28 protein-coding genes, 1 other RNA gene and 1 pseudogene are annotated in these 25,051 nt (G+C 46.7%); 26 read left to right on the top strand and 4 right to left on the bottom strand.

Annotated features, from left to right (window positions below):
* Positions 1-169 precede the first annotated feature (169 nt).
* Positions 170-2,245: pseudogene (locus ERX35_RS04250) on the bottom strand (transglycosylase domain-containing protein); the annotation flags it as partial.
* Between the two features lie 3 nt (positions 2,246-2,248).
* Complete coding sequence (gene recU / locus ERX35_RS04255) at positions 2,249-2,857, bottom strand: Holliday junction resolvase RecU (RefSeq protein ID WP_149458674.1); 609 nt, start codon at positions 2,855-2,857, stop codon at positions 2,249-2,251.
* Between the two features lie 74 nt (positions 2,858-2,931).
* Here recU and ERX35_RS04260 point away from each other — a divergent pair, with 74 nt between their 5' ends.
* The 8 genes from ERX35_RS04260 to ERX35_RS04295 all read left to right on the top strand — a co-directional run bounded on the left by ERX35_RS04260 (position 2,932) and on the right by ERX35_RS04295 (position 10,987).
* On the top strand, positions 2,932-3,264 hold the full coding sequence (locus ERX35_RS04260) for a DUF1798 family protein (RefSeq protein WP_149458675.1): 333 nt from the start codon (positions 2,932-2,934) through the stop codon (positions 3,262-3,264).
* On the top strand, positions 3,264-3,821 hold the full coding sequence (locus tag ERX35_RS04265; RefSeq protein WP_149458676.1) for an SLOG family protein: 558 nt from the start codon (positions 3,264-3,266) through the stop codon (positions 3,819-3,821). The genes ERX35_RS04260 and ERX35_RS04265 overlap by 1 nt, the downstream gene beginning before the upstream one ends.
* Positions 3,822-3,831: 10 nt before the next feature.
* Complete coding sequence (locus tag ERX35_RS04270; RefSeq protein WP_149458677.1) at positions 3,832-4,143, top strand: DivIVA domain-containing protein; 312 nt, start codon at positions 3,832-3,834, stop codon at positions 4,141-4,143.
* Between the two features lie 44 nt (positions 4,144-4,187).
* Positions 4,188-4,561, top strand: an RNA gene (gene rnpB, locus ERX35_RS04275) — RNase P RNA component class B.
* Between the two features lie 147 nt (positions 4,562-4,708).
* Positions 4,709-5,827 (top strand): THUMP domain-containing class I SAM-dependent RNA methyltransferase, encoded by a 1,119-nt coding sequence (locus ERX35_RS04280; RefSeq protein ID WP_149458678.1) that lies wholly within the window; start codon positions 4,709-4,711, stop codon positions 5,825-5,827.
* A gap of 109 nt (positions 5,828-5,936) precedes the next feature.
* Positions 5,937-9,302 carry a dynamin family protein gene (locus ERX35_RS04285; protein WP_149458679.1) on the top strand — a complete coding sequence of 1,122 codons (3,366 nt, stop codon included), beginning with the start codon at positions 5,937-5,939 and terminating at the stop codon, positions 9,300-9,302.
* An 11-nt stretch (positions 9,303-9,313) separates the two neighbouring features.
* The gene (locus tag ERX35_RS04290; RefSeq protein WP_149458680.1) at positions 9,314-10,111 is read left to right on the top strand and encodes a sulfurtransferase; all 798 of its coding nucleotides are present in this window, start codon (positions 9,314-9,316) and stop codon (positions 10,109-10,111) included.
* A gap of 3 nt (positions 10,112-10,114) precedes the next feature.
* Entirely contained in the window at positions 10,115-10,987 is an 873-nt protein-coding gene (locus tag ERX35_RS04295) for a 5'-3' exonuclease (RefSeq protein WP_149458681.1), read from the top strand.
* 167 nt (positions 10,988-11,154) lie between these two features.
* On the opposite strand, the gene ERX35_RS04300 is transcribed toward ERX35_RS04295, so the two are convergent.
* Together ERX35_RS04300 and ERX35_RS04305 are read right to left on the bottom strand one after the other, a co-directional pair.
* Positions 11,155-11,559: a ribonuclease HI family protein gene (locus tag ERX35_RS04300; RefSeq protein WP_170234533.1), complete on the bottom strand. Its 405-nt coding sequence runs from the start codon at positions 11,557-11,559 to the stop codon at positions 11,155-11,157.
* Complete coding sequence (locus ERX35_RS04305; protein WP_149458683.1) at positions 11,540-12,241, bottom strand: queuosine precursor transporter; 702 nt, start codon at positions 12,239-12,241, stop codon at positions 11,540-11,542. The genes ERX35_RS04300 and ERX35_RS04305 overlap by 20 nt, the downstream gene beginning before the upstream one ends.
* Before the next feature lie 113 nt (positions 12,242-12,354).
* Here ERX35_RS04305 and ERX35_RS04310 point away from each other — a divergent pair, with 113 nt between their 5' ends.
* From ERX35_RS04310 to ERX35_RS04390, 18 genes are all read left to right on the top strand, one after another.
* Positions 12,355-12,531 carry a zinc-finger domain-containing protein gene (locus ERX35_RS04310; RefSeq protein ID WP_149458684.1) on the top strand — a complete coding sequence of 59 codons (177 nt, stop codon included), beginning with the start codon at positions 12,355-12,357 and terminating at the stop codon, positions 12,529-12,531.
* A 10-nt stretch (positions 12,532-12,541) separates the two neighbouring features.
* A complete protein-coding gene (locus tag ERX35_RS04315) occupies positions 12,542-13,654 on the top strand; it encodes a conserved virulence factor C family protein (protein ID WP_149458685.1) in 1,113 nt (370 codons plus the stop codon).
* Position 13,655: 1 nt separating this feature from the next.
* A complete protein-coding gene (locus ERX35_RS04320; protein WP_149458686.1) occupies positions 13,656-14,093 on the top strand; it encodes a BrxA/BrxB family bacilliredoxin in 438 nt (145 codons plus the stop codon).
* Positions 14,077-14,856 carry a class I SAM-dependent methyltransferase gene (locus tag ERX35_RS04325; RefSeq protein ID WP_149458687.1) on the top strand — a complete coding sequence of 260 codons (780 nt, stop codon included), beginning with the start codon at positions 14,077-14,079 and terminating at the stop codon, positions 14,854-14,856. Before ERX35_RS04320 ends, ERX35_RS04325 begins: the two co-directional genes overlap by 17 nt.
* 237 nt (positions 14,857-15,093) lie before the next feature.
* On the top strand, positions 15,094-16,044 hold the full coding sequence (locus tag ERX35_RS04330) for a thymidylate synthase (RefSeq protein WP_149458688.1): 951 nt from the start codon (positions 15,094-15,096) through the stop codon (positions 16,042-16,044).
* A gap of 11 nt (positions 16,045-16,055) precedes the next feature.
* Complete coding sequence (locus tag ERX35_RS04335; RefSeq protein ID WP_149458689.1) at positions 16,056-16,526, top strand: dihydrofolate reductase; 471 nt, start codon at positions 16,056-16,058, stop codon at positions 16,524-16,526.
* A 1-nt stretch (position 16,527) separates the two neighbouring features.
* Positions 16,528-17,241, top strand: coding sequence for a lysophospholipid acyltransferase family protein (locus ERX35_RS04340; protein WP_246143115.1), 714 nt, complete (start codon positions 16,528-16,530; stop codon positions 17,239-17,241).
* Positions 17,234-17,776 (top strand): DUF2140 family protein, encoded by a 543-nt coding sequence (locus ERX35_RS04345; RefSeq protein WP_149458691.1) that lies wholly within the window; start codon positions 17,234-17,236, stop codon positions 17,774-17,776. Before ERX35_RS04340 ends, ERX35_RS04345 begins: the two co-directional genes overlap by 8 nt.
* Positions 17,777-17,781: 5 nt before the next feature.
* Positions 17,782-18,300 (top strand): peptide-methionine (S)-S-oxide reductase MsrA, encoded by a 519-nt coding sequence (gene msrA, locus ERX35_RS04350; RefSeq protein ID WP_149458692.1) that lies wholly within the window; start codon positions 17,782-17,784, stop codon positions 18,298-18,300.
* Between the two features lies 1 nt (position 18,301).
* A complete protein-coding gene (msrB, locus tag ERX35_RS04355) occupies positions 18,302-18,730 on the top strand; it encodes a peptide-methionine (R)-S-oxide reductase MsrB (RefSeq protein WP_149458693.1) in 429 nt (142 codons plus the stop codon).
* Positions 18,731-18,755: 25 nt separating this feature from the next.
* Entirely contained in the window at positions 18,756-19,256 is a 501-nt protein-coding gene (locus ERX35_RS04360; RefSeq protein ID WP_149458694.1) for a PTS sugar transporter subunit IIA, read from the top strand.
* The gene (locus ERX35_RS04365) at positions 19,256-19,480 is read left to right on the top strand and encodes a YozE family protein (RefSeq protein WP_149458695.1); all 225 of its coding nucleotides are present in this window, start codon (positions 19,256-19,258) and stop codon (positions 19,478-19,480) included. Before ERX35_RS04360 ends, ERX35_RS04365 begins: the two co-directional genes overlap by 1 nt.
* 35 nt (positions 19,481-19,515) lie before the next feature.
* The gene (locus tag ERX35_RS11640; RefSeq protein ID WP_281290570.1) at positions 19,516-19,641 is read left to right on the top strand and encodes a hypothetical protein; all 126 of its coding nucleotides are present in this window, start codon (positions 19,516-19,518) and stop codon (positions 19,639-19,641) included.
* A gap of 18 nt (positions 19,642-19,659) precedes the next feature.
* Complete coding sequence (locus ERX35_RS04370; protein ID WP_149458696.1) at positions 19,660-21,123, top strand: S41 family peptidase; 1,464 nt, start codon at positions 19,660-19,662, stop codon at positions 21,121-21,123.
* A gap of 13 nt (positions 21,124-21,136) precedes the next feature.
* A complete protein-coding gene (locus ERX35_RS04375; RefSeq protein WP_149458697.1) occupies positions 21,137-22,201 on the top strand; it encodes an undecaprenyldiphospho-muramoylpentapeptide beta-N-acetylglucosaminyltransferase in 1,065 nt (354 codons plus the stop codon).
* Between the two features lie 11 nt (positions 22,202-22,212).
* Positions 22,213-22,836: a phosphatase PAP2 family protein gene (locus tag ERX35_RS04380; protein ID WP_149458698.1), complete on the top strand. Its 624-nt coding sequence runs from the start codon at positions 22,213-22,215 to the stop codon at positions 22,834-22,836.
* Between the two features lie 179 nt (positions 22,837-23,015).
* Entirely contained in the window at positions 23,016-23,678 is a 663-nt protein-coding gene (locus tag ERX35_RS04385) for a response regulator transcription factor (protein ID WP_149458699.1), read from the top strand.
* Complete coding sequence (locus ERX35_RS04390; protein WP_149458700.1) at positions 23,675-25,042, top strand: sensor histidine kinase; 1,368 nt, start codon at positions 23,675-23,677, stop codon at positions 25,040-25,042. Before ERX35_RS04385 ends, ERX35_RS04390 begins: the two co-directional genes overlap by 4 nt.
* Positions 25,043-25,051 lie beyond the last annotated feature (9 nt).

A 25,051-nucleotide genomic window follows, 5' to 3' on the forward strand; every position in this document is an offset into this window, starting at 1 on the left:
TGACTTGTTCCGTCGTTGTCTTTTCCGTCGCCCGTGCCTCGATCGTGACTTGTTCCGTCGTTGTCTTTTCCGTCGTCGGTGCCTCGATCGTGACACTTTCCGCCGATTCAGCTTCCGTTGACGCTTGTTCCGTCACTGGGCCCTCAGTTGCAACAGAGGCTGCACGTTCATTAGATGATCGCGCAGCTTCTGTAGTTGATACTTGATATTCAGTTGAAGAATGATTTGGGTCTGTCGTCACTGAGTTATCAGGATTTGTTCCGGTGACTTGCAGTTCATTGCCGACTTCTGTGACGGATGCCGGTTTATCAAAATCTGCGCCGTCATACGAACTGATAGTGCTCATGACATTTCTAAATAGAATCTGCGGCATCACCTGTTCATCGTGACCGACGAATGAGTTGACACCGTCCGGAGCTATTTTAGTAAAGCCCATCCATACTGACATCGTATACTGCGGTGTATATCCAGTGATCCAGACATCTTTCGCAGCATCATCCGGCAAATTGTAGTCCCGGTAAGTTTCATCTGCATACGTAGACGTCCCTGTTTTTGCAGCCATATTGAGCCCTGGAATACCAGTGCCGTAAGCTGAACCGTATGGCTCAAAGACATCTTTCAGCATATCTGTGACCATATAAGCCGTGTAGTCTTCCATCACTTTTTCGGAGCGGTGCGTGAATTTTATCGTTTCATCGTCCTGAGTGACAATCTTTCTGATGGCAGTCGGCTCATTATACTGACCGCCGTTGCCGAACGCTGAGAACGCGGCTGCCATTTGTTCCGGTGAAAACTCAGAAGCGCCGCCGCCGAGTGCTTCGGCAGGTCCGAGGTCTTTTGTGCTGTAATTCAATCCTAGATTTTTCGCGAAATTATATGATGCGTTGTTACCTGCATTATTTTTAACGACCTGGAATGTTTTAAGGGCAGGGATGTTATAGCTTTTACGCAGCGCGTCACGCATCGTCACAATACCGTGGTTCTGTGTATCATAGTTTCTGAATATATTGCCGTTAATATCATATTCACGTTGATCTTGTAGTTTATGGTCAGTCGACCATTTTTCATTCTCGATGACAGGACCATAGCTTAAGATCGGTTTGATGGTAGATCCGACGGCATGGGGATCAGTCGCCTGATTGCGGTTAACAACGTCCATATAGTTACGGCCGCCGGAAATCGCAGCAAGTCCTCCGGTCTTCGTATCAAGAATCGTCACACCTGCCTGCTGGTCATCATTTTTATAGGCGATCATATTGTTGACGTTATTTTGCAGGACCTGCTGGGCATTCATGTCCATATTAGTATAAATGCTGAGCCCGCTTGTCAAAATATCATTGATTGATTTACCTTTAAATGCATTGTTTTTCTTGATCTCATCTTTGATGACATTGACGTAGGACGCATAGCGTTGATCGTTCTGATCGATATTCTTGCGGTCTGCTGTTGTGCGATGGACGAGGTTAGTCGTCAAATCTTCATTTTGCGCTTTCTCCATCTCCGCTTTCGTGATTCTGTTATGACGGTTCATTAAATAAAGAACTGTGTCTTTTCGTTTCTCTGCTGCTTCAGGATGGTCATAGATGTTGTAGCCATTCGGAATTTGTGGGAGACCCGCAAGATAAGCAGACTCAGCAAGTGTCAGATCGCTTAAATTTTTATTGAAATAATATTTAGCCGCAGTCTTAATACCGTATATGCCGTCTGAATAATAAATTTTGTTCATGTACATCGTAAAGATATCATTTTTACTGTATTCCTGCTCCAGTCGATAAGACAGGTAGGCTTCCTGCGCCTTACGTTCAATCGACTTTTTCTCTGTCAGGAATGAGCGTTTAACGACCTGCTGGGTCAAAGTGGAAGCACCTTGTGAACCGAAGCCGCCGGTCACATTTTTCATAACCGCACCGGCCAGACGTCTGAAGTCGAGAGCACCGTGCTCATAGAAGCGGTTATCTTCAGTGGCAAGAACCGCATCACGCATCTGGTCAGGAATTTCATCGAATTTGACGCTTTCACGTTTTTGCCCCATGTACAGCACTGTTGCCAGCTGATTATTTTTGTCATAGATCTTTGTAGGAAGCTGGTCCCTTAAGCTGCTTTCATTGAATGACGGAGCTTTCCATGCATAATAAATGAATAACATAAGGCCTAATACGAGTACTAGAGCCGCTGCAATCACTGCACCACCGATTATTTGAAGTATTAACTTCTTGTTATTTCTTTTTTTCTTAGTTGTTGCCATGAATTACTCCTCGCTCTCATCTTTCAAGTTCAAGGCTGCTAAATAGTCCAGCCGCGGTTGATACTCATATGGTATCAATATACCATCGTTTTTAATTTCTGTTAAAGCAATTGATTTTCTGCCGCCCTCGGTCATCCGTCTCCAGTAGACGGAGAGCCGCTCAAAAGGAAGCAGATAAACTTCCTCCAGCCTTGAGAAATGGACGAGGAGGAAACAGATACCGCCCTGTTTTGCAACCCGTTCCATATGCTCTATTTGATGCAGATGGATATTCTGCAGCGGGAAGCTCGTTTTATTATGCGTCTCTTTTGCTTCAAAATCAATATGTCTGCCGCGATAAATCCCGTTATAATCCGTTGTTGAGGGTGTCTTGAAATAAGCTTCTTTGATCACTGCTTTACTGCGCATCGGATAATCCACTTTGACGATCTGCACCGGTGTGGGCTTTTTGTGGATGACCGCTATATGATGCGTGATATAATAGTGATTCGTCTTATCGATCGCTTCTTCAAATGACATGCCTCGTTTGCCATACTCAATCTTACTATGTTTCTGCTGCTTTGTAACTAAGTCTTTAGTAGTATGTTTTTTTCCGTTCGGATAGTTTACCATTCCAAATCATCCCGATTTTCTTGTATTATAGTGATATAGATGATTCTACCATAACTTAAGTGAGGTGACGTCCTATGTTACATGAATGTATCATTTTTCTGATTGATGATCTGACGGAGATCGAATCGACGTTCGAAGCAGCAAAAAAAGGCCGTGAGTTCAATTTCGTCATCGATATCCAGCCGTTCACGGAGCGGATAGATGCGCACTTGACTGAACTGATGCAGTACGAGGAAACAATCACCGCGCTCAGACTGATGAATCCGCTGAAGCTTGAGCTGCTGGTGAGTCATATAAGGGAGCTGTCGGTATCCTGCTTCTTTGACAGAACAAGCAAAAAGATGTTTATCGACCAATTCAAGGCTGCCCAGCATGACCTTCATTATATCGAAAGACAGACGAAGTGATGAAGACTTTGTATGTCAGTGGCTATAAGCCGTTCGAGCTGAATATATATAAGAACAGCCAGCCTGAAGTGAAGTATATCAAGCTCTTCCTGCAGGAGCGGCTGAAGCAGTATGCAGAAGAAGGACTGGAATGGGTCATTATCAGCGGGCAGCTTGGTGTGGAACTCTGGGCAGCGGAAGCGGCCATACGGCTGAAGAAAAATTATGGCCTGAAGCTTGCGATTATCACCCCTTTTTTAGAACATACCTCCAAATGGAATGAAGAGAACCAGCTGTACTACCAGAAAATTCACGGAGCCGCTGATTTTGTCACCACTGTCTTCGAGCAGCCCTATCAAGGAGGCTATATGTTTAAGGCGGCAACGCACTTTATTGTGAATAATACGGACGGTGCGCTTGTGCTGTATGACGATGAGCGGGAAGGGAGCCCGAAGTATACGCTGAGGACACTCGTTGATTTTACAGCTGAAAATGACTATACTATGGATATCATTTCACTGGATGATCTGTCAGTGTTCATAAACGACTACTTAAGTAACCAATGGGAGAATGGATGAGGTGTAACGTATGGATGATTTAACGTTGAAATTATCGGCAAAAGATATTTACGAGAAAGAATTTGAAAGAACGATGGTCCGTGGATTCAAGCCGGAGGATGTCGATGGTTTTCTTGATGAGGTAATCGCGGATTACCAGAAGATGGGTGACCTTAATCAGCAGCTCATCAAATTAATGGACGAAAATAAAAAACTGAAACGTGAAGTGGAGGATCTTAGAATCCGCGTCGCCACTGGTAGAGCCGATACTGGCGGGCAGCACAATAACTATGACCTGCTGAAAAGAATCTCAAATCTTGAAAAAGCTGTATTCGGTAAATAGTATTTTTTAAAATGATGTGCTATAATGAAAAGTAATTGTGAAGATATCTCGGATAATCGCTATATACATCGTATATAGAGGAAAGTCCATGCTCACACAGACCTGAGACGGCTGTAGTGATCGTGCCTGGCGAAACAATAAGCCAGGGCATTAATTTGACGGCAACGACCAGACCTAAGTCCCTGGATATGGTCTCAGTAGTTTGAAAGTGCCACAGTGACGTAGCTTTTTTAGAAATAAAAAAGGTGGAACGCGGTAAACCCCTCGAGTGAGCAATCCAAATTTGGTAGGAGCACTTTTCTAGCGGAAATGAACGTATAGAAGAGGTATGGTTACATACAGACAGATGATTATCACCGGCGTACGAGAGTGACTAGACTCGCCAGCAGTACTAAGGAACAGAACATGGCTTACAGAGATATCTTTCTAGGTTAGCTCTCCCGTTACGGAGAGCTTTTTTATTTGTCAGTTTATCGGGTATAGTAGGTAGACAAGCAGAATTTATTTTTTTGACTTAAAAATAATAATAACAATATTATGTAAACTTATTATAAAGGAGAATATTATGTATCAGTTATTAGCGACGACACCGATGGGCATAGAAACAGTGGCAGCAAAGGAAGTACAGGCTTTAGGCTATGAGACTGAGACAGAAAACGGCCGTGTGCTGTATAAAGGCGATGCAAGAGCTATCGTCAAATCCAATCTATGGCTGCGCAGCGCAGACCGGGTGAAGATTGTCGTCGGCAGATTTAAAGCTGTGACATTCGATCAGCTGTTTGATAATACTTGTCAGCTGCCATGGGAGGATATCATCGATGAGAACGGCAGTTTCCCGGTCTCCGGAAAAAGTGTTAAATCAACGCTGCACAGTGTGCCGGACTGCCAGGCGATCGTCAAAAAAGCGATTGTTGAACGACTGAAAAGAGCGCACAAAAAGCAGGGCTGGCTGACCGAGAACGGCGCACTCTATAAAGTAGAGGTTTCGATTCTGAAGGATGAAGTACTGCTGACGATCGACACATCAGGAGCAGGGCTGCATAAGCGGGGCTATCGTCTGGCGCAGGGTGAGGCACCGATGAAAGAGACGCTGGCGGCAGCTCTTGTACTGCTCTCCAACTGGAAGGGCGCTACACCGTTCATCGATCCGTTCTGCGGGTCCGGGACCATTGCGATTGAAGCCGCAATGATCGCGCAGAATATTGCACCGGGCTTCAACCGTGACTTTGCAAGTGAGGAATGGAGCATTATTCCTGACGGCATGTATGATGAAGAACGCATAAAAGCGGAAGACGCGGCAGACTACGATAAAGAAGTGGCGATTCAGGCCAGTGATATCGACCCTAAGATGATTGATATTGCGAGAAATAATGCGGCGGAAGTCGGCTTTGCTGATATTATCGACTTCAAGCAGCTGAATGTCCATGACTTGAACTTACATGCGGAACGCGGCGTCATCGTCGGCAATCCGCCATACGGGGAACGAATCGGGGAACGCCGTGAAGTGGAAGCGATGTATACTTATTTAGGAGAATTGCTTAAGCGCAATCCACAGTGGTCACTCTACATTATGACGAGCTACAAGGAATTCGAAGTGCTCGTCGGCCGGAAAGCGACGAAAAGAAGAAAGCTTTTCAACGGCTACCTTGAATGTACTTATTATCAGTACTGGGGCAGAAAATAGCATCGAATAATGACAGACAGCATAAACATGCTGTCTTTTTACGGTTGTTTTAAACTGTATACTTTCTTTATAATAGGACATATCATTGATTCAAGCTAAGGGGATTCAGATGGACGTTAAACAGAAGATTGATTTGCTCTATAAGTTGAAAAAAGAAGTCGAAAAATCAAGTAACACACTGCTCGTTGCTCAGATCAACGAAGTCATCAAGAAAGTTTATGAGGATAAAAAGATCATCAGCTTCGTCGGGCATTTCTCATCCGGGAAGTCATCGCTGATCAACAAGCTGCTGGGAGAAGCTATTCTGCCGAGTTCGCCTGTGCCGACGACAAGCAACTCAGCACAGATCACGATTAGTGCCCATGAAGAGATCATCGTCAATCTTGAGAACCATGAATATGCGGTCGTAGAGGACTATGAGACGGTGAAGAAGATCAACACTGAGAATCAGCGGATTGAGTCTGTTGAAATCAAGCATCAGGCCGAGCACTTGGCTGAAGGGCTGACGCTGCAGGATACGCCGGGGATAGATGCGACGTTCAGCAACCACGAAGAAAACACGATGAAGTATTTGCTGACGAGCGATCTGATCATCTATACGGTTGAGTACAACCATGTGGAGTCTGAGAAGAACTTCAAGGAGATGCAGCGGCTGAATGCACTTGGTGTGCCGCTGATTTTAGTCATCAATCAGATTGACAAACATGATGAGACGGAAGTGGCGTTCGAAGATTTCAAAGCAGCCATCTTGTCCAACATCAACCTCTGGAAGATTGACCTGGAGATATTATATTTCACGTCGATCTATGACCATCTGCTCAACCAGTTTGACCAGCTGAAGAAAGAACTGATGACTGACCAGCAGGTGCTGAATGCAAGTGCTGCAGGCTTCTTCAAGAGAATCGTACCGTATATTACGACTGAACAGCTGCGTTTTCTGGAACAGACACAAAAAGAGCTGCTGGAACAGTTCGGCATTGACGCTGACGGGTTCGAAGATTTCAAAGCAAAGGCGCTGGAGCAGTCTCAGCTGTCTGAAGAGCAGGCGATCTTCAGCGATGAGCAGACGACGCGTGACACATTCCTGAAAGAAATACGTGACATTCTGAAGAACGCTTATATCATCCCGTTTGAAATTAGAGAGCAGATTCGTGAACTGCTGGAAGTCTATGCACCGGACTATAAAGTCGGCGGGTTGTTCGGTAAAGAGAAAAAGCGCGAGCAGCTGAGAAACGATAAGATGGACGCAGTGCTCACTGCACTTAATCAGTCGGTTGACAAGCAGGTGAACTTCCATATTCGCGCGTTCTATCAGAACTATGCGAAGTATACAAAAGATAACAGCTGGATTGAAAGCTGCAAAGATTATACATACAGTGTGACTGCAGAAGATTTACGCGCCCAGATGAAATCACAGGCGCTCATCAACAACGACTATGTCCAGAACTACACAGACCAGCTGAAGAAATTTATCGAGCAGGATGTCGTCCGTGATAACCGGGCGATTATCGCTGATTTTATTCAGCAGCTGGACCGTTCACGTGTGCAGTCGTCAGGTGATAGTAAACAGATGAAGCTGCTTGAGCAGTACGAACAGAACTATGAGCTGATTGACTCATTAACGACTGAAAACTACCGCCATTACTATATTCACGTAGACGAATCGATCGATAAACTGATCGACCGTCATTTAGTGACGCTGACGCTGCAGGAGAACGCACATGAAGCGCAGCACGTGCTCACAAGAAAAGCAGCAGCAGAGACCGACATCGAGCAGGCAGTGAAGACGCTCGGTCAGTTCAGCGGCATCAGCTATTTCAGCGATATCACGGCACGGCTCTGTCAGCAGCTGGACCGCATTAATAATGATGTCACTAGAATCGTGGTCTTCGGTGCGTTCAGTGCCGGGAAAAGCTCGTTGATCAATGCGCTGCTCGGTGACAAGAAGCTGGTCTCCTCTCCCAACCCGACTACTGCAGCAATTACAGAAATCAGCTATGGCCGTCAGCATACGATGAAGTTCAAGACAACAGCCGTGCTGACAGCTGAACTCAATAAAATCGGCCGCGCGGTCAATATTAACGAGCCGACGATTGAAGGATGGTTAAAGACTTATGACAAAGTGCAGCCGGTGCTTGATAATCAGCACAAAAAGTTTATCCAGGCACTTAAAGAAAACTATCATCATTATATGACGCATCTGGCTGAAGGTGATATCATCGCGATTTCAGAGGAAGAAGTCGTCAAATTCACCGCGGTTGACGCGCATTCAGCATTTGTAGATAGAATATACCTGCAGTACGACATTGATTTTCTGCGCGGCAAAGTCATTATCGACTCACCGGGCATCGGCTCGACGAATATGCGGCATACTAACGAGACGACTGAAATTATTGCTGACAGTGACCTGCTGATTTATGTGTCATATTTTAACCATGTCTTTACGGAGAGCGACAAAGCATTTATCTCTTATTTGAATGAGCTGCAAGTATTAAGTGAGGACAGCGAAACATTTTACGTCATCAATGCGATCGACCTTGCGAGAAACGACGCAGAGATTGAACAGGTGACCCGCTACTTCGAATCAGAGCTCGCGCAGTTAAATGTCCCTGCGACATTGTTCCAGCTGTCAAGCAAGCAGGCGCTCGCAGCACAAGATGACCGTTTCAATGACTTTAAGACTGCTATTTCGCGCTTTGCGGCAGTCGACAGCAAGACACAGAAGATTCAGCAGTTCGAACGCGGCGTGAATCAGCTGGCGGCGCATGCTGACTTCATTGTTCAGAACTTTGAGGCCGCTAAAATAGAAGAAGCTGCGCATAAGGCTTATTACGCGAAACTCGCATCAGAGCCGCCATTCACTGCAGCTGTTATTGACAGCAGCATTGACAAAGCAGCGCAGGAACTGAACGAGCAGCTGACGTTTCTCACTGACCGCTTTAACATTCAGCTGCACGACTTGATCAAGACGTACTATAACAGACGGACAGTGGACGATTCAGCGGGCTATTTAAATCATCTGTCGAACCGGCTGGAAGAAGAATTATCAATGATCTCACCGCGGCTGAATCACGTGTTCAATCAGGCGGTGCAGAATCACTCAAGCTTAATCCGCCAGGACCTGCTGGACCATCAGATTATCAGCAGCCCGGCTGAAATGAAGCTCATCCAGCTGGCAGAATCATTCATCGATGTCAAGCTCGGCCGTATCCCCGTTAAAGTGACAGCACGGAGCTACAGAACTAAGGAGACCATCAGTGAATTGTATGAGCGGATTCATGAAGAATCCATGCAGCTGCTGGCAGCGAAGCTGAAAGATTATCAGTCGGCCGTCTCCAGCTATTTAAATGACCGGCGGGAAGCGGTGACCGCTGAGTGGACAGCCAACAATGAACAGGTTCTTGCGGATATTCAGGAAAGACAATCTCAGCAGCTCGATGATCGTGTGGTCAGTCAAATTCGTGCTGCATTATAGGAGTGAGCCATATGAAAGTCTGGATCGACAGTGAAGAGTTCACTGCAGAGAAGCATCAGCTGTTTGACTGCAGAAATGTCATGGATAATTTAGCGGCGAGCATTAAACGATTTAATGAAAGTCATATGGAAGGTGCGGTCTTCGTACCGGGCTATCCGCTGCTCTATAGTAAGGACAAGCCGGAAGAAGGAAGGCATCCGCTCCCTGACTTGACGCGCTTTTATACGTTTGTGACGCATCATGCGGCGGGTAAGACTGCGGTCTGCTATGACGAGAGCGCAGCGTTTATGGCCGCGCGGTTTTTCTTTCTCTGTGAACTCGTCGGCATTCCCTGCCTGATTATCAGGCAGGGTTATGAGGCGCTGGCGCTGCCGGAAGCAGTGAGTCATCTAGAGCCGGCTGGTTACGTGGCGGCCGTACTTGCGCTTACGCCGGTCCATCCGGCGCGTATTCACACAGAGCTGCTGGCATCACGGGAGGAAGTCAGACAGGCGCGGACAAGCAGAGCGCAGCTTGTGGATGCCCGTGAGGAGAAGCGTTTTTTAGGTGAGACAGAACCAATTGACGTCCATCCGGGAAGAATTCCAGGTGCAGTCAATTTTCCGTATAAGAACGTCTTTGCATCACATGGTGCAGAAAAGCTGCAGGCGACCGTCGGTGAGTCCCCTGCCATTGTCTACTGTGGTTCAGGCATGTCGGCGACCCCGCTGTTTGCAGCACTGAAGTCAGTCGGTCATCCGGTCAAACTGTATCCGGGCAGCTATTCAGAATGGATCTTCCATCATCCGGAGGACATAGAAAGAGGTTAAACTATGGAAAAACTATTAATCGTCGATGGTATGGCGCTGCTGTTCCGTCATTACTTTGCGACAGCGATGAATCATCACTTCATGCACAATTCAGACGGTGTGCCGACTAACGGCGTGCAGGGGTTCATCAGGCATGTAGCGAGCGCCATTAAAGATTCAGAGGCTGATCACGTCATTGTGACGTGGGACATGGGAGCGACGACGTTCAGAAATACAATTTCTGCTGACTACAAAGCGCATAGACCTGCGCCTCCGGTTGAACTGAACCCGCAGTTTGAGATGGTGCAGCGCCTGTCGGAGGAACTCGGCTTCTTTAATATCGGCGTAAGGAACTACGAAGCAGATGACGTCATCGGCACGATTGCGAAGCAGCTGGAAGGCGAGTATCGGATCACGGTGATCAGCGGTGACCGCGATCTACTGCAGCTGCTGGATGATAGAGTGGAGATCTGGCTCATCAAGAAAGGCTTCACGGAATACAATAAATATGATGTGAACCGCTTCCGGGAGGAGTACGGTATAGAACCGCCGCAGCTGATAGATGTCAAAGCTTTTATGGGTGATACGTCAGACGGCTATCCGGGCGTTAAAGGTATCGGCGAGAAGACGGCGCTGAAATTCATTCAGACTTACGGGTCAGTCGACGGCACACTGCAGCATAAGTCACAGCTGCCAAAAGGACAGCAGAATAAAATAGATACATTTTATGACGATCTGATGATCAGCTGCAAGCTTGCGGCGATTCATACGACTGTGCCGCTTGACCTTGAGCATATCCGGCGTGCAATGCCTTACACAGCGGACATCGAAAAAATGTGTGCCATCTGTGACAGTCATGAACTGAAAGTCGCCAGCAGCTATTTGATGAAACTGTAGCAGCTCATTATTTATATTTTCGAGGTATATCGGCAAATGACGGACTTATTAAACTGATGTTAATCGAATAATTTCTTATCCAGAGAAGTAGGGGTATGGTCCTGTGAAGCTTCAGCAGCGGTCCGCGTCCTTTGACTGCTCACCTCAAAAAAGCCTGACGGTGACCGTCAGGCTTTTTTGAAGTGTGCTCCCTTATTCAAATAGTGGCGCGCCACGTGGTCGGCATGTTTATTCTGGTCGCGCGGAATCCAGTCGACCAGCACGAGGTCAAAGTGCTGCTCAAGCTGCTGGTACTTGCTCAAATATGGCTTGAACTTCGCGTTCTTTGTATAGGCTTTATTGACCGCATCAACGACAACTTTGGCATCGCTTTTAATGATCAATGTTTTGATGTTCAAGAGCGATGCCTGTTTGATTCCCTCGATCAATCCTGTCCACTCAGCCTCATGGTTGTCCATCTCCCCTAAATACTGACCGAATTCAAGAACCTGGTCGTCATCTTTAATGACGTAACCGATGCTGCTTTCAAACGGATTCTGTCTTGTTGCTGCATCAATGAACAGCTGGGCCATCGTCATCCACATCTTTCGCGATAGATTTCGCAATATAGCCGAACGGCACATTGCAGATCGTCGTTAATAATTTGAACAGATAAGTCGTCAGGAAAATCTCAAACAGTATGGCGTTCGGCATCAGGCCGTAAAAAGCAATGAGCGTGAACAGCGCTGTATCGATGATGGAACTGACTGCTGTGCTGCCGTAAGCCCGGATGATGAACGTTCTGTCGCTTGAGAAGTACTTCTTGATGAAACTGAAAATATAGACATCGACGTACTGGCCGATAATATAGGCGATGATGGAGCCGAGAGCGATTCTCGGGACAAGCCCGAACAGTGTTGCCATGCTCTGCTGGGCGATATCTGATGCTGCCGGCTGATAGCTGAGCGCGATGGTCATGAGCACGACCATGATGATGACAGACATGAAGCCGAGCCAGACCGCACGTTTTGCGGTCTTTCTTCCATATATATCATTTAAAATATCTGTCGCCAGATAAATAGAAGCAAAAAGAATGTTTCCGAGTGTTGCCGTGATACCAAATACTTCGATGGTCTTTGTGACCTGAATGTTGGCAATGACAGTGCCGATCGCCACCCAGACCATTAAGCCGCTTTTACCGAAGAAGCGGTACATTACAATTAAGCTGATGAATGTCGCAAAAAAAGCGATGACCGCAATGAATTCATTGGACATCTTGATTCCTCCTTTCATAATTCAACTTTACAATTATAGGTGAGGGATGCAATTTAAGCAAGGGCAATTACAGTGAGGCGCTTATCTGCTATAATCATGTTTGAGGTGATAAAGTGAAGAAGACAGTTGAGACGGTAAGGAAGATCAATCAACTAGAAGATCACTATTGTCATCATTGTTTAATTAAGCAGACGTTGCGCAGGGAAAGTAAGACAGCGGCGCATGCTTACTGCATTTCCAAATGCTCAGTCGGCCTCCAGATTAAACAGTGGGGCAATAATCTTCAGTAAGGAGCACAGCATGAAAATATTAAAGATAGAACCGACGCCGAGTCCTAATACGCTGAAAATCATATTGGATTATCAGCGCGATGACAATAAGAGCAGGACTTACCACACAGCTGACAGCAGCAACCCGGAATTCATCAATGAACTCCTTGGCATTGAAGGCATCCGTTCTGTCTTCCATGTCATGGATTTTATATCGGTCGATAAGGCACCGAAAGCAAACTGGGAGCAGTTACTGCCGGAGATCAAGCACATATTTGATGATGAAGTGACAGCAGACCCTGAACTTCAGATTGATACGGGTGAGCATACGGTGGAACTGCTGTCATTCAAAGGCATCCCGTATCAAGTCAAAGTGACGAATGTCGAAGGCGAAAAACGCAAGCAGCTGGATCTGCGGTTTATAGATGCGATGCTCGATGCCCAGCAGGATGACGATAACGTTGTGTTCCTCAGAAAATGGGTGCCGTTCGGTACCCGTTACGGACAGATGGATGAAATCATTCAGTCAGTGATCGAGGAAGTGGATGCCTTATTCCCTGATTCACGGTTAAATCAGCTGACAGCAGCGGCAAAAGAGACGACGTATGTCATAAAGGAAAAAGAGCTGGCAAGAACAGCGGTGGAAGAATATCTGGCTGAGCCGGACTTTCAGGAGCGTTACCGGATGCTTGACCATTTTCCGGAGCCGGATTTAACGGACATTCCATTTCTGGAAGTGGTCATGCAGGACGACAAACCGCAGCTGCGAAGACTGGGCATCGTCTTCCTCGGCATGATCGGGGGTAGCGAAGTACTGCCGCTGCTGCATGCGGCGATGACGGATAAAAATTTGACGATCCGCCGTACAGCGGGTGACACGTTAAGTGACCTCGGCTTCAAGGAAAGTCTGCCGGTGATGCACGAAGCACTCGATGACACACAGCCAATCGTCAGATGGCGTGCAGCGATGTTTATTTATGATGAAGGAGACGAGTCAAGCCTGCCGTATTTAGAGAAACATCTCGATGATCCGGCGTTTGAAGTCAGGCTGCAGGCAAGGATGGCAAAGGAACGAATCACGAAAGGCGAGGAAGCGGTCGGCTCCGTATGGAAGCAGATAGCGAACAGAGAAAGGGAGCAGTAATATGAATGCATATGAAGAATACATGAAACAACTGGCAATGCCGATGAGAACTGAACTGACAAACCAAGGGTTCAAGTCCCTGGAAACAGCAGAAGCAGTAGCGGATTACTTTAATGACGTTGCTGATGACAAAACAACATTTGTCGTCATCAATTCAGTGTGCGGCTGTGCAGCGGGCCTGGCGCGTCCGGCAGCGGTCACCGTAGCTCAGCAGAACGATCATAAGCCGGAGGAGTCCGTCACTGTGTTCGCCGGTCAGGACAGAGAAGCGACTGAACTGATGCGTCAGTATATCGGTCAGGTGCCATCCAGCCCGTCAATGGCCTTGTTCAAGGGCACGGAACTAAAGTTTTTCATGCCGCGTGAACATATTGAAGGCCGGCCGATTGAAGAGATCTGCATGGACATCAAGGAAGCTTTCGATGAGCATTGTCAGTAAAGTGAGGATCACATCACCGGTGAAGACCGATGATGTGATTTTTTTGATGATGAAACAGACGCAGGCAGAACTCGCGCTGCTCGTGCCTGACATGGCGATAGAACGCGTGACCCGGCGCAAGCAGACGATTACAGAGCTGTTTAAGACAGACGATTCACCCGTCATTGTCATCAGCCGGCAGCTGCCTGTCCTTTATTTCTCGGCCGATGAAAAAATAGTCTATCACGAGAACACGATGAACTTCAAGCTGAAGCGGTTCCATAAGTACGGGGAGGTGCCCCCGCTGATTGCTGTCATGCCGGTTGAACTGACTAGCCGTGCAGTGATTGTCGATGCGACGATGGGTCTCGGAAATGACCTGATGCTGATGGCGCATATGCTGAAGTCAGCACGTTTTCATGCGTTCGAGGCACATCCTTTGATCTACTATGTGATTAAAGAAGGGATCATGCGGTACTACAGCGAGGAACTGACCGGCCGCATCACATTTCATTACGGCACTGCGTGTGATGACATAGTCGCCGCGTCAGATGTGGTCTATGCCGACCCGATGTTCGAGACGACCATCAGTCAGGATTCAGGCATGCAGGTGCTCACCAACCATGTACAGCAGGCGGATCACGACTTTTTAGCAGCGCTCATCGTTCATGCGCCGTGCGTCATACTGAAAGCACATTTCAGAAGCCCGCTCTTTCAGCAGTACGGTTTCCAGGTGGCTGTCAGAAAAAGCTCGAAAAGTCATTTCGGGATTATCTGCAACTAAAAAGCAGCTGAGGCATTTGCCTCAGCTGCTTTTTAGTCATCGATTTAGAACTATTCTGTGATCATCATGCTGATCATGTAGGCGAGTAATAAGAATAAACCAGATACTACCATCACTTGTTCCATCGTTCTTCCCCCAATACAACGATAAATGATTCTGTGTAAATTTATCGTTTTATTTATCATTCATCTATCTGTATTATAAAGTATAGTAGACAATTATGAAAGAGGTGACCTCATGAATTCATTTGATAAAGTGTATCATGATTTATGTGAAGAGATATTAGCCGCGGGACGGGAGAAGGACGACCGCACTCATACCGGGACTCTGTCGAAATTCGGCCACCAGATGCGATTTGACCTAAAAGAAGGATTTCCGCTGCTGACGACAAAGAAAGTGTCATTCAAGCTGCTGGCGACAGAACTCATCTGGTTCATCAAAGGAGACACGAACATCAGATACCTGCTGCAGTATAACAATAACATATGGAACGAATGGGCTTTCAAGAAATGGGTGGAGAGCGCGGACTATGCAGGTCCTGATATGACAGATTTCGGGCACCGCTCGCTGGCCGACCCGGAATTTAACGAACAGTACAAGGAGCAGCTGGCGAAGTTCAAGCACCTTGTACTGACGGATGACACCTTCATGGCGACGTACGGCGACCTCGGCAATGTGTACGGCAAGCAGTGGCGTCATTTCGAGACGAAGGACCGAGTGACGGACCAGCTGAAAGATGTGGTGGAGAACATTAAGATCAACCCTTCATCAAGACGGCACATTGTCTCAGCCTGGAACCCCGGAGAAATTGATACGATGGCTCTGCCGCCCTGTCATACGCTGTTCCAGTTCTACGTCCAGGACGGGAAACTCAGCTGTCAGCTGTATCAGCGCAGTGCGGACGTCTTTCTCGGTGTCCCGTTCAACATTGCAAGCTACAGTCTGCTGACTCATCTTGTCGCAAAGGAATGCGGGCTGGAAGTCGGTGAGTTCATCCATACGATAGGTGATGCCCACATTTACAGCAATCATATCGATGCCGTCAAAGAGCAGCTGACCCGTAAATCCTTTGCGCCGCCGCAGCTTGAAATTTTGACGAATAAATCACTGTTCGATATGGAATATGAAGACTTAGCCATTAACAATTACGAGGCACATGCTGCCATCAAGGCACCGATTGCCGTATAGAGGAGACTAATATGCTATCAACTATCGTTTGTCATGACCAGAACTTAGTCATCGGCTATGAGAACAAAATGCCGTGGCATCTGCCGGAGGACTTAAAAAGAGTGAAACAGCTGACGACAGGAAACACCATTGTGATGGGCAGAAACACTTTTCTGTCACTCGGACGACCACTGCCGAACCGCCGCAATGTCGTCCTGACACGGGACAAAGATTTTGCAGCTGAAGGTGTTGAAGTGATCCACTCACTGGATGACATCAGCCGGCTGGACGGCCACGTCTTTATTTTCGGCGGCCAGAACTTGTATGAGCAGACGATGGATCTCGTCGATGATATGTATGTCACTGTCATCGAGGCGAAGCATATGGGAGATGCATTCTTTCCTGCTTATTCCTTTTTGGACTGGGAAGTGGAGTCCATTGAAGCGGGGACGACTGAGCCGCCGCATAAATTTATGCACCTCGTCAGGAGAAGCCGTGATTAGAATGATTAAAACAGTCGGTGTCATTATCGGCTATGCCGCACTTGCGACGACGAAGATTGATTACATGGAGCGGCATCAGCGGCTGCTGAACAGCGTCAACGCCAAAGACCGCTACGCCGCTTTAATGGCTAAAAACTGGGCCGGACGAGTACTGGACAGTGCAGGTGTGACCGTGACAGTCACCGGTCATAATAAAGACGACGGTCAGCCGGCACTGTTTGTCAGCAATCATGAGGGTAACTTCGATATTCCCGTCCTCATGGCTGCAATTGATAAACCGTTCGGCTTCGTCTCTAAAGTGGAAGTGAAGCAGATCCCGTTTCTTCACCGCTGGATGATGCTGCTGAACTGTATTTATCTAGACCGCTCAAATCGCAGGTCATCGCTGCAGATGATCAAAGATGGTGTCCAGTCACTGCAGGAAGGCCACAGCGTCATGATCTTCCCGGAAGGCAGCCGCAGTAAAGGTCACGGACTGCAGGAATTTAAGTCCGGGGCTTTCAAACTGGCAAAGTCTGCCGGTGTGCCGGTCATCCCTATTGCGATTTCCGGGACAGCAAAAATTATGGAGGCATATGACAGCAGAAAAATGGTGCCGGGTCACGTTCAAGTACACGTATTTGAGCCGATCTCCCCGGACGTCTTCAAGGAGCAGTCCCTGCAGGAAGTAGCGGCGGCAGTCCAGGCACAGATTAAGGACCATCTAGATGTTTAAGCTGAACGGCTGGACCGTATTATTTGCAGTGCTGCTTCTGATCAACTTAATCACCGTCATATACGTCGCACGGCTGTCAGCGGAGTCCCCGGGAGTCACCGTGACCAGTCAACCTGCAGCACAAGGCAAGAATACACTGACACTGCAGCCCGAAGTCGTCAATCATTACTTGCAGCAGGAGAATACGCAGGCAATGAAATTATCATTGACAGGTGAACAGCTGCAGATTGTTCAGTACAGTGACTTTCTTAGTCAGAAAATTGAAACAAATATTTTGACGACACCTGTTGTTATTGGTCATAATAAACTCAGGCTGGACATTAATGATGTCGCAGTAGCCGGGCTTCCATTATCTAAGAAACAGACACTGAATCTTATCAGACGGTTCGGCAGCCTGCCGGACAATGTAGTACTTGATGTCAACAAAGAATGTTTTTACTATGATATGGCACCCATTGAACTGGGTGGAACTGCCTTGGATCTTACTCATATCAATCAGACAGGCTGGCACTTTAACATTACAATCGAGGAGTGATACTTATGGCAGTAGCAACATTAGCAGGAGGCTGTTTCTGGTGTCTCGTCAAACCGTTTCATCAGTATGACGGCGTAGAATCAGTCATCTCAGGTTACAGCGGAGGACATGTTGAGCATCCGACATACAAGGAAGTGTGCTCCAATACGACCGGTCACCGTGAAGCGGTGCAGATTACTTTTGATGAGACGATCATCTCATATAAAGAAGTACTGGAAGTGTTCTTCAAGACGTTTGATCCGACCGATGCGGCGGGACAATTCTATGACCGCGGGGAAAGTTATGAGCCCGCTATATTCTATCACGACAGCACGCAGCAGGAGACAGCCCGTGCACTGATTGAAGAGCTGGATGCGCAACATATTTTCAGCAGTCCGATCGTGACACCTGTGATTCCTTACAAAAACTTTTATCCGGCAGAAGAGTATCATCAGGACTATTACAAGAAAGATCCTGTCCATTACAAGAACTATCAGGAGCGGTCAGGACGAAAAGCATTTATAGAGCAGCACTGGGAGGGTTAACATGATCAAGAAAAGTATCGATGACTTAAATGAAATGGAATATATTGTGACTCAGCAGAACGGCACAGAGCCGCCTTTTCAGAATGAATACTGGGATCACTTTGAAAAAGGCATCTACGTGGATAAAGTGAGCGGTAAGCCGCTGTTCACATCAGAGGAGAAATTTGACTCGAACTGCGGCTGGCCGAGCTTCTCCAAGGCGATATCAGATGATGAGATCATCGAACTTGTCGATAAATCGCACGGCATGGTGCGGACAGAAGTGAGAAGTGATTCTGCCAACAGTCATCTAGGGCATGTGTTTAATGACGGGCCGAAGGAAACAGGCGGTCTCCGTTACTGCATCAACTCTGCGGCTGTTCAGTTCATTCCTTATGATAAACTTGAGGAATTAGGGTATAGCCATGTTATAGGGCATTTTAAATCTTAATGGAATACTGAAGGAGCGGAAAACTATGTTTAAAAAGTTATTTGGTAAAGGTGAAGAAGCATCTAAAACAATTGAAATCAAAGCACCGCTTTCAGGCACTTATGTTGCGCTTGCTGACGTTCCAGACCCAGTCTTTGCCCAGGAGATGATGGGTAAAGGATTCGGCGTAGAACCCATTGAAGGCACGCTTGTCGCACCGATTGACGGCGAAGTGGTCAATGTCTTTCCGACGAAACATGCTATCGGACTGAAGGCGGCGAATGGTCTTGAAATACTGCTGCATGTCGGTCTCGAAACCGTTGCGATGAACGGAGAGGGCTTTACAACGAAAGTTAAAGCAGGCGATAAAGTCAAAGCAGGCGACACGTTGCTGACATTCGACCTTGAACTGATCCACCAGAAAGCAGCGTCTATTATTTCACCGGTCATCATCACAAACAGCGATGTCATCAACACGTTTGAGATTGTTCAGACAGGCAACCTGCAAAAAGGCTTGACGACCGTGCTGAAAATAGACACCCACTAATGAGCAAGTCTTTTTCTTTCTATCAGTACATTCTGACGGTAAGAGGCGCTAAAGGAGAAGCAGGCGTGTTCGCTGATGAGGCATTTGATGATCTGATGTTTCCGAAATATGAAACGGATTATAATCTTCTCTCGGACTACATTGAAAACTACGGTTCAGCAGACATGCGGCTGTCCGTCTTTGATGAGCTTTATGACAAGTACCAGGAATGGCTGAAATTTTAGTGCACACCCATACCAGACAATTAACTGAGAAGCAGATGGAAACTCAAGTTTCATCTGCTTTTTTAATCGGCATATGGCAGCGGTTCATCAGTGAAACGGCAGACGGTCATGTAGAAAACTTTCGTTTTGTCCGTTATATTGATAAAATGACTTATAAATAATTTTGGATGTGAAAAAAATTGGATAAAGACCACAATGCGCATGAAAAAAAACAGAATGAGAGAAAAATAACGATCAGTCTTTTTAGATTCATCATGCTGCTGCTGACGGCAGTGATCTTAACGGCCGGGATTACTGCATTTGCAACAACGACCGGCAGCAGTAAAGTGATTTCGCAGCAGACACCGAAGCGGACTGAGTTTCTGAAGCTTTATGAAGTATATGACACCCTGAATTCACAGTACTACAAAAATGTGAATAAAGAGAAGCTGATAGACAGTGCTATTAAAGGCATGGTCAATGGACTGGACGATCCTTACAGCGAGTATATGACGAAGTCAGAACAGCAGGAGTTCACGGATTCCATGAGCGGCGACTTCCAGGGTATCGGAGCTGAAATGGGAGAGGAAGGCAGCAAAATCATTATTACAAGCCCTATTAAAGGAGCACCGGCAGATAAGGCCGGCATTAAAGCGAATGATGAAATCGTTGAAATTGACGGCAAAAGTACTAAAGGAATGAACAGTGTAGATGTCGTCAAAAAAATTCGCGGCAAAAAAGGGACGACTGTCACGCTGCTGATCAAACGCGGCGTCAGCACCCCGTTTAAAGTCGCTATTAAACGGGACACGGTTCATGTCAATAGTGTGGAAACTAAGATGCTGAACAATAAAGTGGCATTAATTACGGTCACTAAATTCCAGCAGGGCACTGCAGCTGAATTCAATGCTGCCTTAAAAGACATGCACGAGCAGGGTATGAAGAAACTGATTCTCGATTTCCGTAACAACCCGGGCGGCTATCTCGATGAGGCGAGCAAGATGGCCAATGAGTTCATCGGTAAAGGTGAAGTGCTGTTCTATACAGAAAATAATCACAGTAAACCTCAGGCCTATAAAGCGGAAAATCCTGCTGACCCGGTCACTAAGAACTTGCCGACTGTCATCATCATGAATGAAGGATCTGCCAGCGCATCTGAAGTATTTGCTGCATCCCTCCACGACCATGATAAAGCATATATCGTCGGTACAAAGTCATTCGGTAAAGGCATCGTGCAGACGGCAGCACCGTTCAAGGATGATTCTATGCTGAAGTTCACGCAGATGAAATGGCTGACACCTGACAAAACATGGATTCATAAAAAAGGCATCACACCGGACAAGCTGATTAATTTACCGGATTATGCCAACATTCACATCCTTGATCCTGACGAAGTCTATGTCAAAGGAGAGTCCAGTGCAGAGGTGAAATCACTTGAAACAGGGTTGAAAGCACTCGGCTATAACCCGGGTGCAGTGGACAAGACATTTGACGAGAACACAGCGCTCAGCGTTGCCCAGTTCCAGCAGAAAGAAGGACTTGAAGTCACGGGTCAAATGACCGGTAAGTCAACGCTTAAGTTCACTGAACTGCTGCGAAATAAACTGAATGCTGATGATACACAGCTGAACGGCGCAGTCAGCTATATCAGCACGCTTAAATAATGGAGGTAAAACAGTGAAGATTGCTTTTACGGGCGGCGGGTCTATCGGCCATGTTGCTGTCAACATGGCGTTAATCCCGGAAGCTGCTAAACATCAAATTGAATGTATATATATCGGTTCTAAAGCAGGGATTGAAAAAGAGGCGATTACTTCTCAGTTTCCTGACGTCAAATACTACGGCATTTCAAGCGGTAAACTGCGTCGTTATTTTTCGCTTGACAACGCAAAAGATATTCTCAAAGTGCAAAAAGGAGTATTTGATGCACTGAACGTTCTCCGTAAGGAACGGCCGGACATCGTCTTTTCCAAAGGCGGATTCGTCACAGTGCCTGTGATCATCGCAGCACGGATGCTGAAAATCAAAACGATCATCCATGAGTCTGATGTGACACCGGGCCTTGCGAATAAAATCGGCCTGAAATTTGCGATGAAATGCTACACGACATTTGAGGAGACGCTGAAATATATTCCAGGCGGTAAAGCTGACTTTGTCGGTGGTGTCGTCAGAGATGATATATTTACAGGAGATAAGAACACGGGTTATGAGCTGACCGGCTTCAGCCCGGATAAGCAGGTGCTGCTTGTGATGGGCGGGTCACTCGGCTCGAAAACCGTGAACACGGCCATCAGAAGTCACCTTGACGCGCTGCTTCGGCACTACCAGGTGATCCATATTACAGGCCAGGGGTTGACGGATCAGCAGCTTGACCGACCGGGATATAAGCAGTTTGAATTTGTGAAAGACGAGCTGCCGCACTTGTTTGCGATTACAGATACGATTGTGTCACGGGCCGGCTCTAACGCCATCTACGAATTTCTGGCACTGCGTAAACCGATGCTGCTTGTGCCGCTTGGTCTGGATCAGAGCCGCGGTGACCAGATTGACAATGCCCGTATATTTGAGCAGGAGGGCTATGCGGGCGTCCTGCAGGAGAACGAGCTGACGAGTGCGACATTGATGGCTGCCCTGCAGAAGATTGAGGACAACAGAGCAGCACTGACAGCCGCAATGAATGAGGCATATACGTCGTTTACACCGGAAGCACTGCTGCAAAAAATATTGGATGATGCCAGTTAAGGAGAACGCCTATGTCTAGAGTTCAAAGAATTTCATTAATCATCATTTTCTCGGTCATTTTTGGCATGATCGCTTTTTTCCATGAATCGCGGCTCGGCAAATGGATTGATAATGAAGTATATGAATTTATTTATTCCTCAGAAAGCTTTATCACGACGTCTATCATGCTCGGTTTCACGAAGCTCGGTGAAGTATGGACGATGATTGTCATGTCGCTCATCGTCATCTGCTACTTGATGCTGAAGCGTATGAAGATCGATGCCTTATTCTTTGCCCTGGCTATGATCATCTCGGGCACGCTAAACCCGCTTTTGAAAAATATTTTTGACCGGGAGCGTCCTACGCTGCTGCGGTTAATTGATATTACCGGATTCAGTTTTCCGAGCGGCCATGCGATGGGGTCAGCCGCTTTTTTCGGCAGTCTTGCCTTCTTGGTCAGCAGACATCATAAAGGCGCAGCCAAACCTTATTTAATTGGCTTGTGCATTCTGTTTATCATGATGATTTCGTCTTCACGGGTCTACTTAGGCGTTCATTATCCGACAGATATCATCGCAGGCATACTCGGCGGCGTCATCAGTATACTGCTGGCGCAAACTTTTTTACATAATCTAATTGACAATGATTCTCAATAAGTTATAATGTAATTGAAAGTGATTCTCATTTAACAAGAGTTCCCCCTCTAAATGGAGAGTCATTTTCTAGTAACCCCCTTTATGCCCATTAACCTGACGGTGACGTCAGGTTTTTTTTGTTTAATTTAAAAATAATTACTGCTATGATTTGGTTAATAATTGAAGAGAGAGGCTTACTCATGAAAAACATTCTAATAATTGAAGATGAACAGAATTTAGCGCGGTTTATTGAACTGGAGCTGATGCATGAAAATTACAAGGTGGATATCGTCAATGACGGCATTGCTGGTCTGCAGCATGCGCTGAACAATGACTATGACTGTCTACTGCTGGATCTGATGCTGCCCGGTATGAATGGGCTTGAAGTGTGCAGAAGAATCCGCAACATTAAACAGACACCGATCATTATGATTACAGCGAAAGGGGATACGTATGATAAAGTGATCGGGCTGGACTACGGAGCAGACGATTACATTGTCAAACCATTTGACATCGAAGAGCTGCTGGCGAGACTGAGAGTCATTATGCGGCGCAACCAGCCTCATGACAATCACATCACTATCGATCAGCTGGTCATTGACCTCGATGCCTTCACAGTGACTGTCGGCGGTGAACTGCTGGAGCTGACGAAGACTGAATATGAACTGCTGAAGCTGCTGGCGGAACATCAGAAGCATGTATTGACCCGCGAGCAGATTCTCGCACATGTCTGGGGCTATGAAAGCGAAGTGGAGACGAATGTGGTCGATGTCTATATCCGCTACTTGCGCAACAAACTGAAGCCTTATCAGCTGCACTCAATGATTGAAACAGTCAGAGGGGTAGGCTATGTCATTCGATGAACAACTCGACATCCCTTAAAACGAAATGGACACTGATTACGACAAGTATTACGTTCATCATATTCATGCTCTTCAGTTTCTTTATCATCTATTTCATCAGCATCTATTTGAAAGAGCAGGAATATGACAGTGCCAGACGCAGCACCGTGGATATCGGCAAGCTGCTGGTCAGCGAAAATCCGGGGGAAGTCTCGACAGTCGACATTAGAGCGGCGATCACCGATCATCAGAAAGTCATCTTCTATGATACAGCGGGACAGCCGTATTCAAGTGTGTCAAGTGATCAGACGATTAGATGGACGCCCCGTTTCGAGCGAATCACGCGCGTTGAGATCACTGAAGAGACCTACAGCAATGAAGCTTACATCGTCGTTAGAGCACCGATCAATACGATGCAGTCAGCAGGATTTCTGACAATTGTCCATCCGCTGAAGATCTATCATTCAATCATTCAGTACATGTTTGTGCTCGCCGGTATTTTCGGACTGACCGCCCTGTTCATTACAGCGATTATCAGCTATTTCTTCTCGAATCATATCACGAAGCCCATCCGTAAGCTGTCGGAACAGATGAAACAGATTCAGCGGGACGGCTTCCAGAACAAACTGACGCTGCCTAAGAGCTATTATGAGACAGATGATATGATCAATACGTTCAATAATATGATGGCCCAGCTTGAAACATCGTTCAATCAGCAGAAGCAGTTTGTCGAAGATGCCTCCCACGAACTCAGAACGCCGCTGCAGATTATTCAGGGTCATCTTAACCTGATCAACCGATGGGGGAAAAACAAGCCTGAAGTGCTGGATGAATCACTTAAGATTTCACTGGATGAGATGAACCGGATCACTAACCTCGTAGAAGAGCTCCTGCTGCTGACAAAAGATGATAAAGGGCAGTATAACCGGGAAGTGGACACGATTGCTATCAATGACGAGATTCAGGCGCGGTTGAAGTCGCTTGCTCAGCTGCACCCCGACTACCGTTTTGAGTTCCATTCCTCTCATAAAGCAATCAAGCTTCAGATGAATCGGCATCAGTTTGAGCAGCTGCTGCTGATATTCATTGATAATGCCATGAAATACGATAAAGACGAGCAGCATATCATTATCAGGACGTCACTAAAAAACAAAGTCGTCCAGCTGGAAATCATCGATCACGGCGCGGGCATACCGAAAGAGGATATCCCATTTATTTTTGACCGGTTTTACCGTGTTGATAAATCAAGGTCAAGAGAAATGGGCGGCAATGGGCTCGGACTTTCCATCGCACGGAAAATCATTGAAAGTTATGGCGGGACTGTCAAGATTGACAGCGAATTAAACAAATATACAAAAGTCATGATTCAATTCTCAGAACTATGAAAGTAATTT

It is taken from the genome of Macrococcus equipercicus (genome assembly GCF_004359525.2).
GTDB lineage: Bacteria > Bacillota > Bacilli > Staphylococcales > Staphylococcaceae > Macrococcus > Macrococcus equipercicus.

Excerpts from the sequence above, each read along its gene's own strand:
- ERX35_RS04320 (WP_149458686.1), top strand. The coding sequence starts at position 13,656 with ATGAATGCATATGAAGAATACATGAAACAACTGGCAATGCCGATGAGA.
- msrB (WP_149458693.1), top strand. The coding sequence starts at position 18,302 with ATGATCAAGAAAAGTATCGATGACTTAAATGAAATGGAATATATTGTG.
- ERX35_RS04340 (WP_246143115.1), top strand. The coding sequence starts at position 16,528 with ATGATTAAAACAGTCGGTGTCATTATCGGCTATGCCGCACTTGCGACG.
- ERX35_RS04360 (WP_149458694.1), top strand. The coding sequence starts at position 18,756 with ATGTTTAAAAAGTTATTTGGTAAAGGTGAAGAAGCATCTAAAACAATT.
- ERX35_RS04285 (WP_149458679.1), top strand. The coding sequence starts at position 5,937 with ATGGACGTTAAACAGAAGATTGATTTGCTCTATAAGTTGAAAAAAGAA.
- ERX35_RS04280 (WP_149458678.1), top strand. The coding sequence starts at position 4,709 with ATGTATCAGTTATTAGCGACGACACCGATGGGCATAGAAACAGTGGCA.
- ERX35_RS04330 (WP_149458688.1), top strand. The coding sequence starts at position 15,094 with ATGAATTCATTTGATAAAGTGTATCATGATTTATGTGAAGAGATATTA.
- recU (WP_149458674.1), bottom strand. The coding sequence starts at position 2,857 with ATGGTAAACTATCCGAACGGAAAAAAACATACTACTAAAGACTTAGTT.
- ERX35_RS04305 (WP_149458683.1), bottom strand. The coding sequence starts at position 12,241 with ATGTCCAATGAATTCATTGCGGTCATCGCTTTTTTTGCGACATTCATC.
- ERX35_RS04345 (WP_149458691.1), top strand. The coding sequence starts at position 17,234 with ATGTTTAAGCTGAACGGCTGGACCGTATTATTTGCAGTGCTGCTTCTG.
- ERX35_RS04260 (WP_149458675.1), top strand. The coding sequence starts at position 2,932 with ATGTTACATGAATGTATCATTTTTCTGATTGATGATCTGACGGAGATC.
- msrA (WP_149458692.1), top strand. The coding sequence starts at position 17,782 with ATGGCAGTAGCAACATTAGCAGGAGGCTGTTTCTGGTGTCTCGTCAAA.
- ERX35_RS04335 (WP_149458689.1), top strand. The coding sequence starts at position 16,056 with ATGCTATCAACTATCGTTTGTCATGACCAGAACTTAGTCATCGGCTAT.
- ERX35_RS04265 (WP_149458676.1), top strand. The coding sequence starts at position 3,264 with ATGAAGACTTTGTATGTCAGTGGCTATAAGCCGTTCGAGCTGAATATA.
- ERX35_RS04380 (WP_149458698.1), top strand. The coding sequence starts at position 22,213 with ATGTCTAGAGTTCAAAGAATTTCATTAATCATCATTTTCTCGGTCATT.
- ERX35_RS04295 (WP_149458681.1), top strand. The coding sequence starts at position 10,115 with ATGGAAAAACTATTAATCGTCGATGGTATGGCGCTGCTGTTCCGTCAT.
- ERX35_RS04365 (WP_149458695.1), top strand. The coding sequence starts at position 19,256 with ATGAGCAAGTCTTTTTCTTTCTATCAGTACATTCTGACGGTAAGAGGC.
- ERX35_RS04385 (WP_149458699.1), top strand. The coding sequence starts at position 23,016 with ATGAAAAACATTCTAATAATTGAAGATGAACAGAATTTAGCGCGGTTT.
- ERX35_RS04315 (WP_149458685.1), top strand. The coding sequence starts at position 12,542 with ATGAAAATATTAAAGATAGAACCGACGCCGAGTCCTAATACGCTGAAA.
- ERX35_RS04325 (WP_149458687.1), top strand. The coding sequence starts at position 14,077 with ATGAGCATTGTCAGTAAAGTGAGGATCACATCACCGGTGAAGACCGAT.
- ERX35_RS04390 (WP_149458700.1), top strand. The coding sequence starts at position 23,675 with ATGAACAACTCGACATCCCTTAAAACGAAATGGACACTGATTACGACA.
- ERX35_RS11640 (WP_281290570.1), top strand. The coding sequence starts at position 19,516 with ATGGAAACTCAAGTTTCATCTGCTTTTTTAATCGGCATATGGCAGCGG.
- ERX35_RS04270 (WP_149458677.1), top strand. The coding sequence starts at position 3,832 with ATGGATGATTTAACGTTGAAATTATCGGCAAAAGATATTTACGAGAAA.
- ERX35_RS04300 (WP_170234533.1), bottom strand. The coding sequence starts at position 11,559 with ATGGCCCAGCTGTTCATTGATGCAGCAACAAGACAGAATCCGTTTGAA.
- ERX35_RS04290 (WP_149458680.1), top strand. The coding sequence starts at position 9,314 with ATGAAAGTCTGGATCGACAGTGAAGAGTTCACTGCAGAGAAGCATCAG.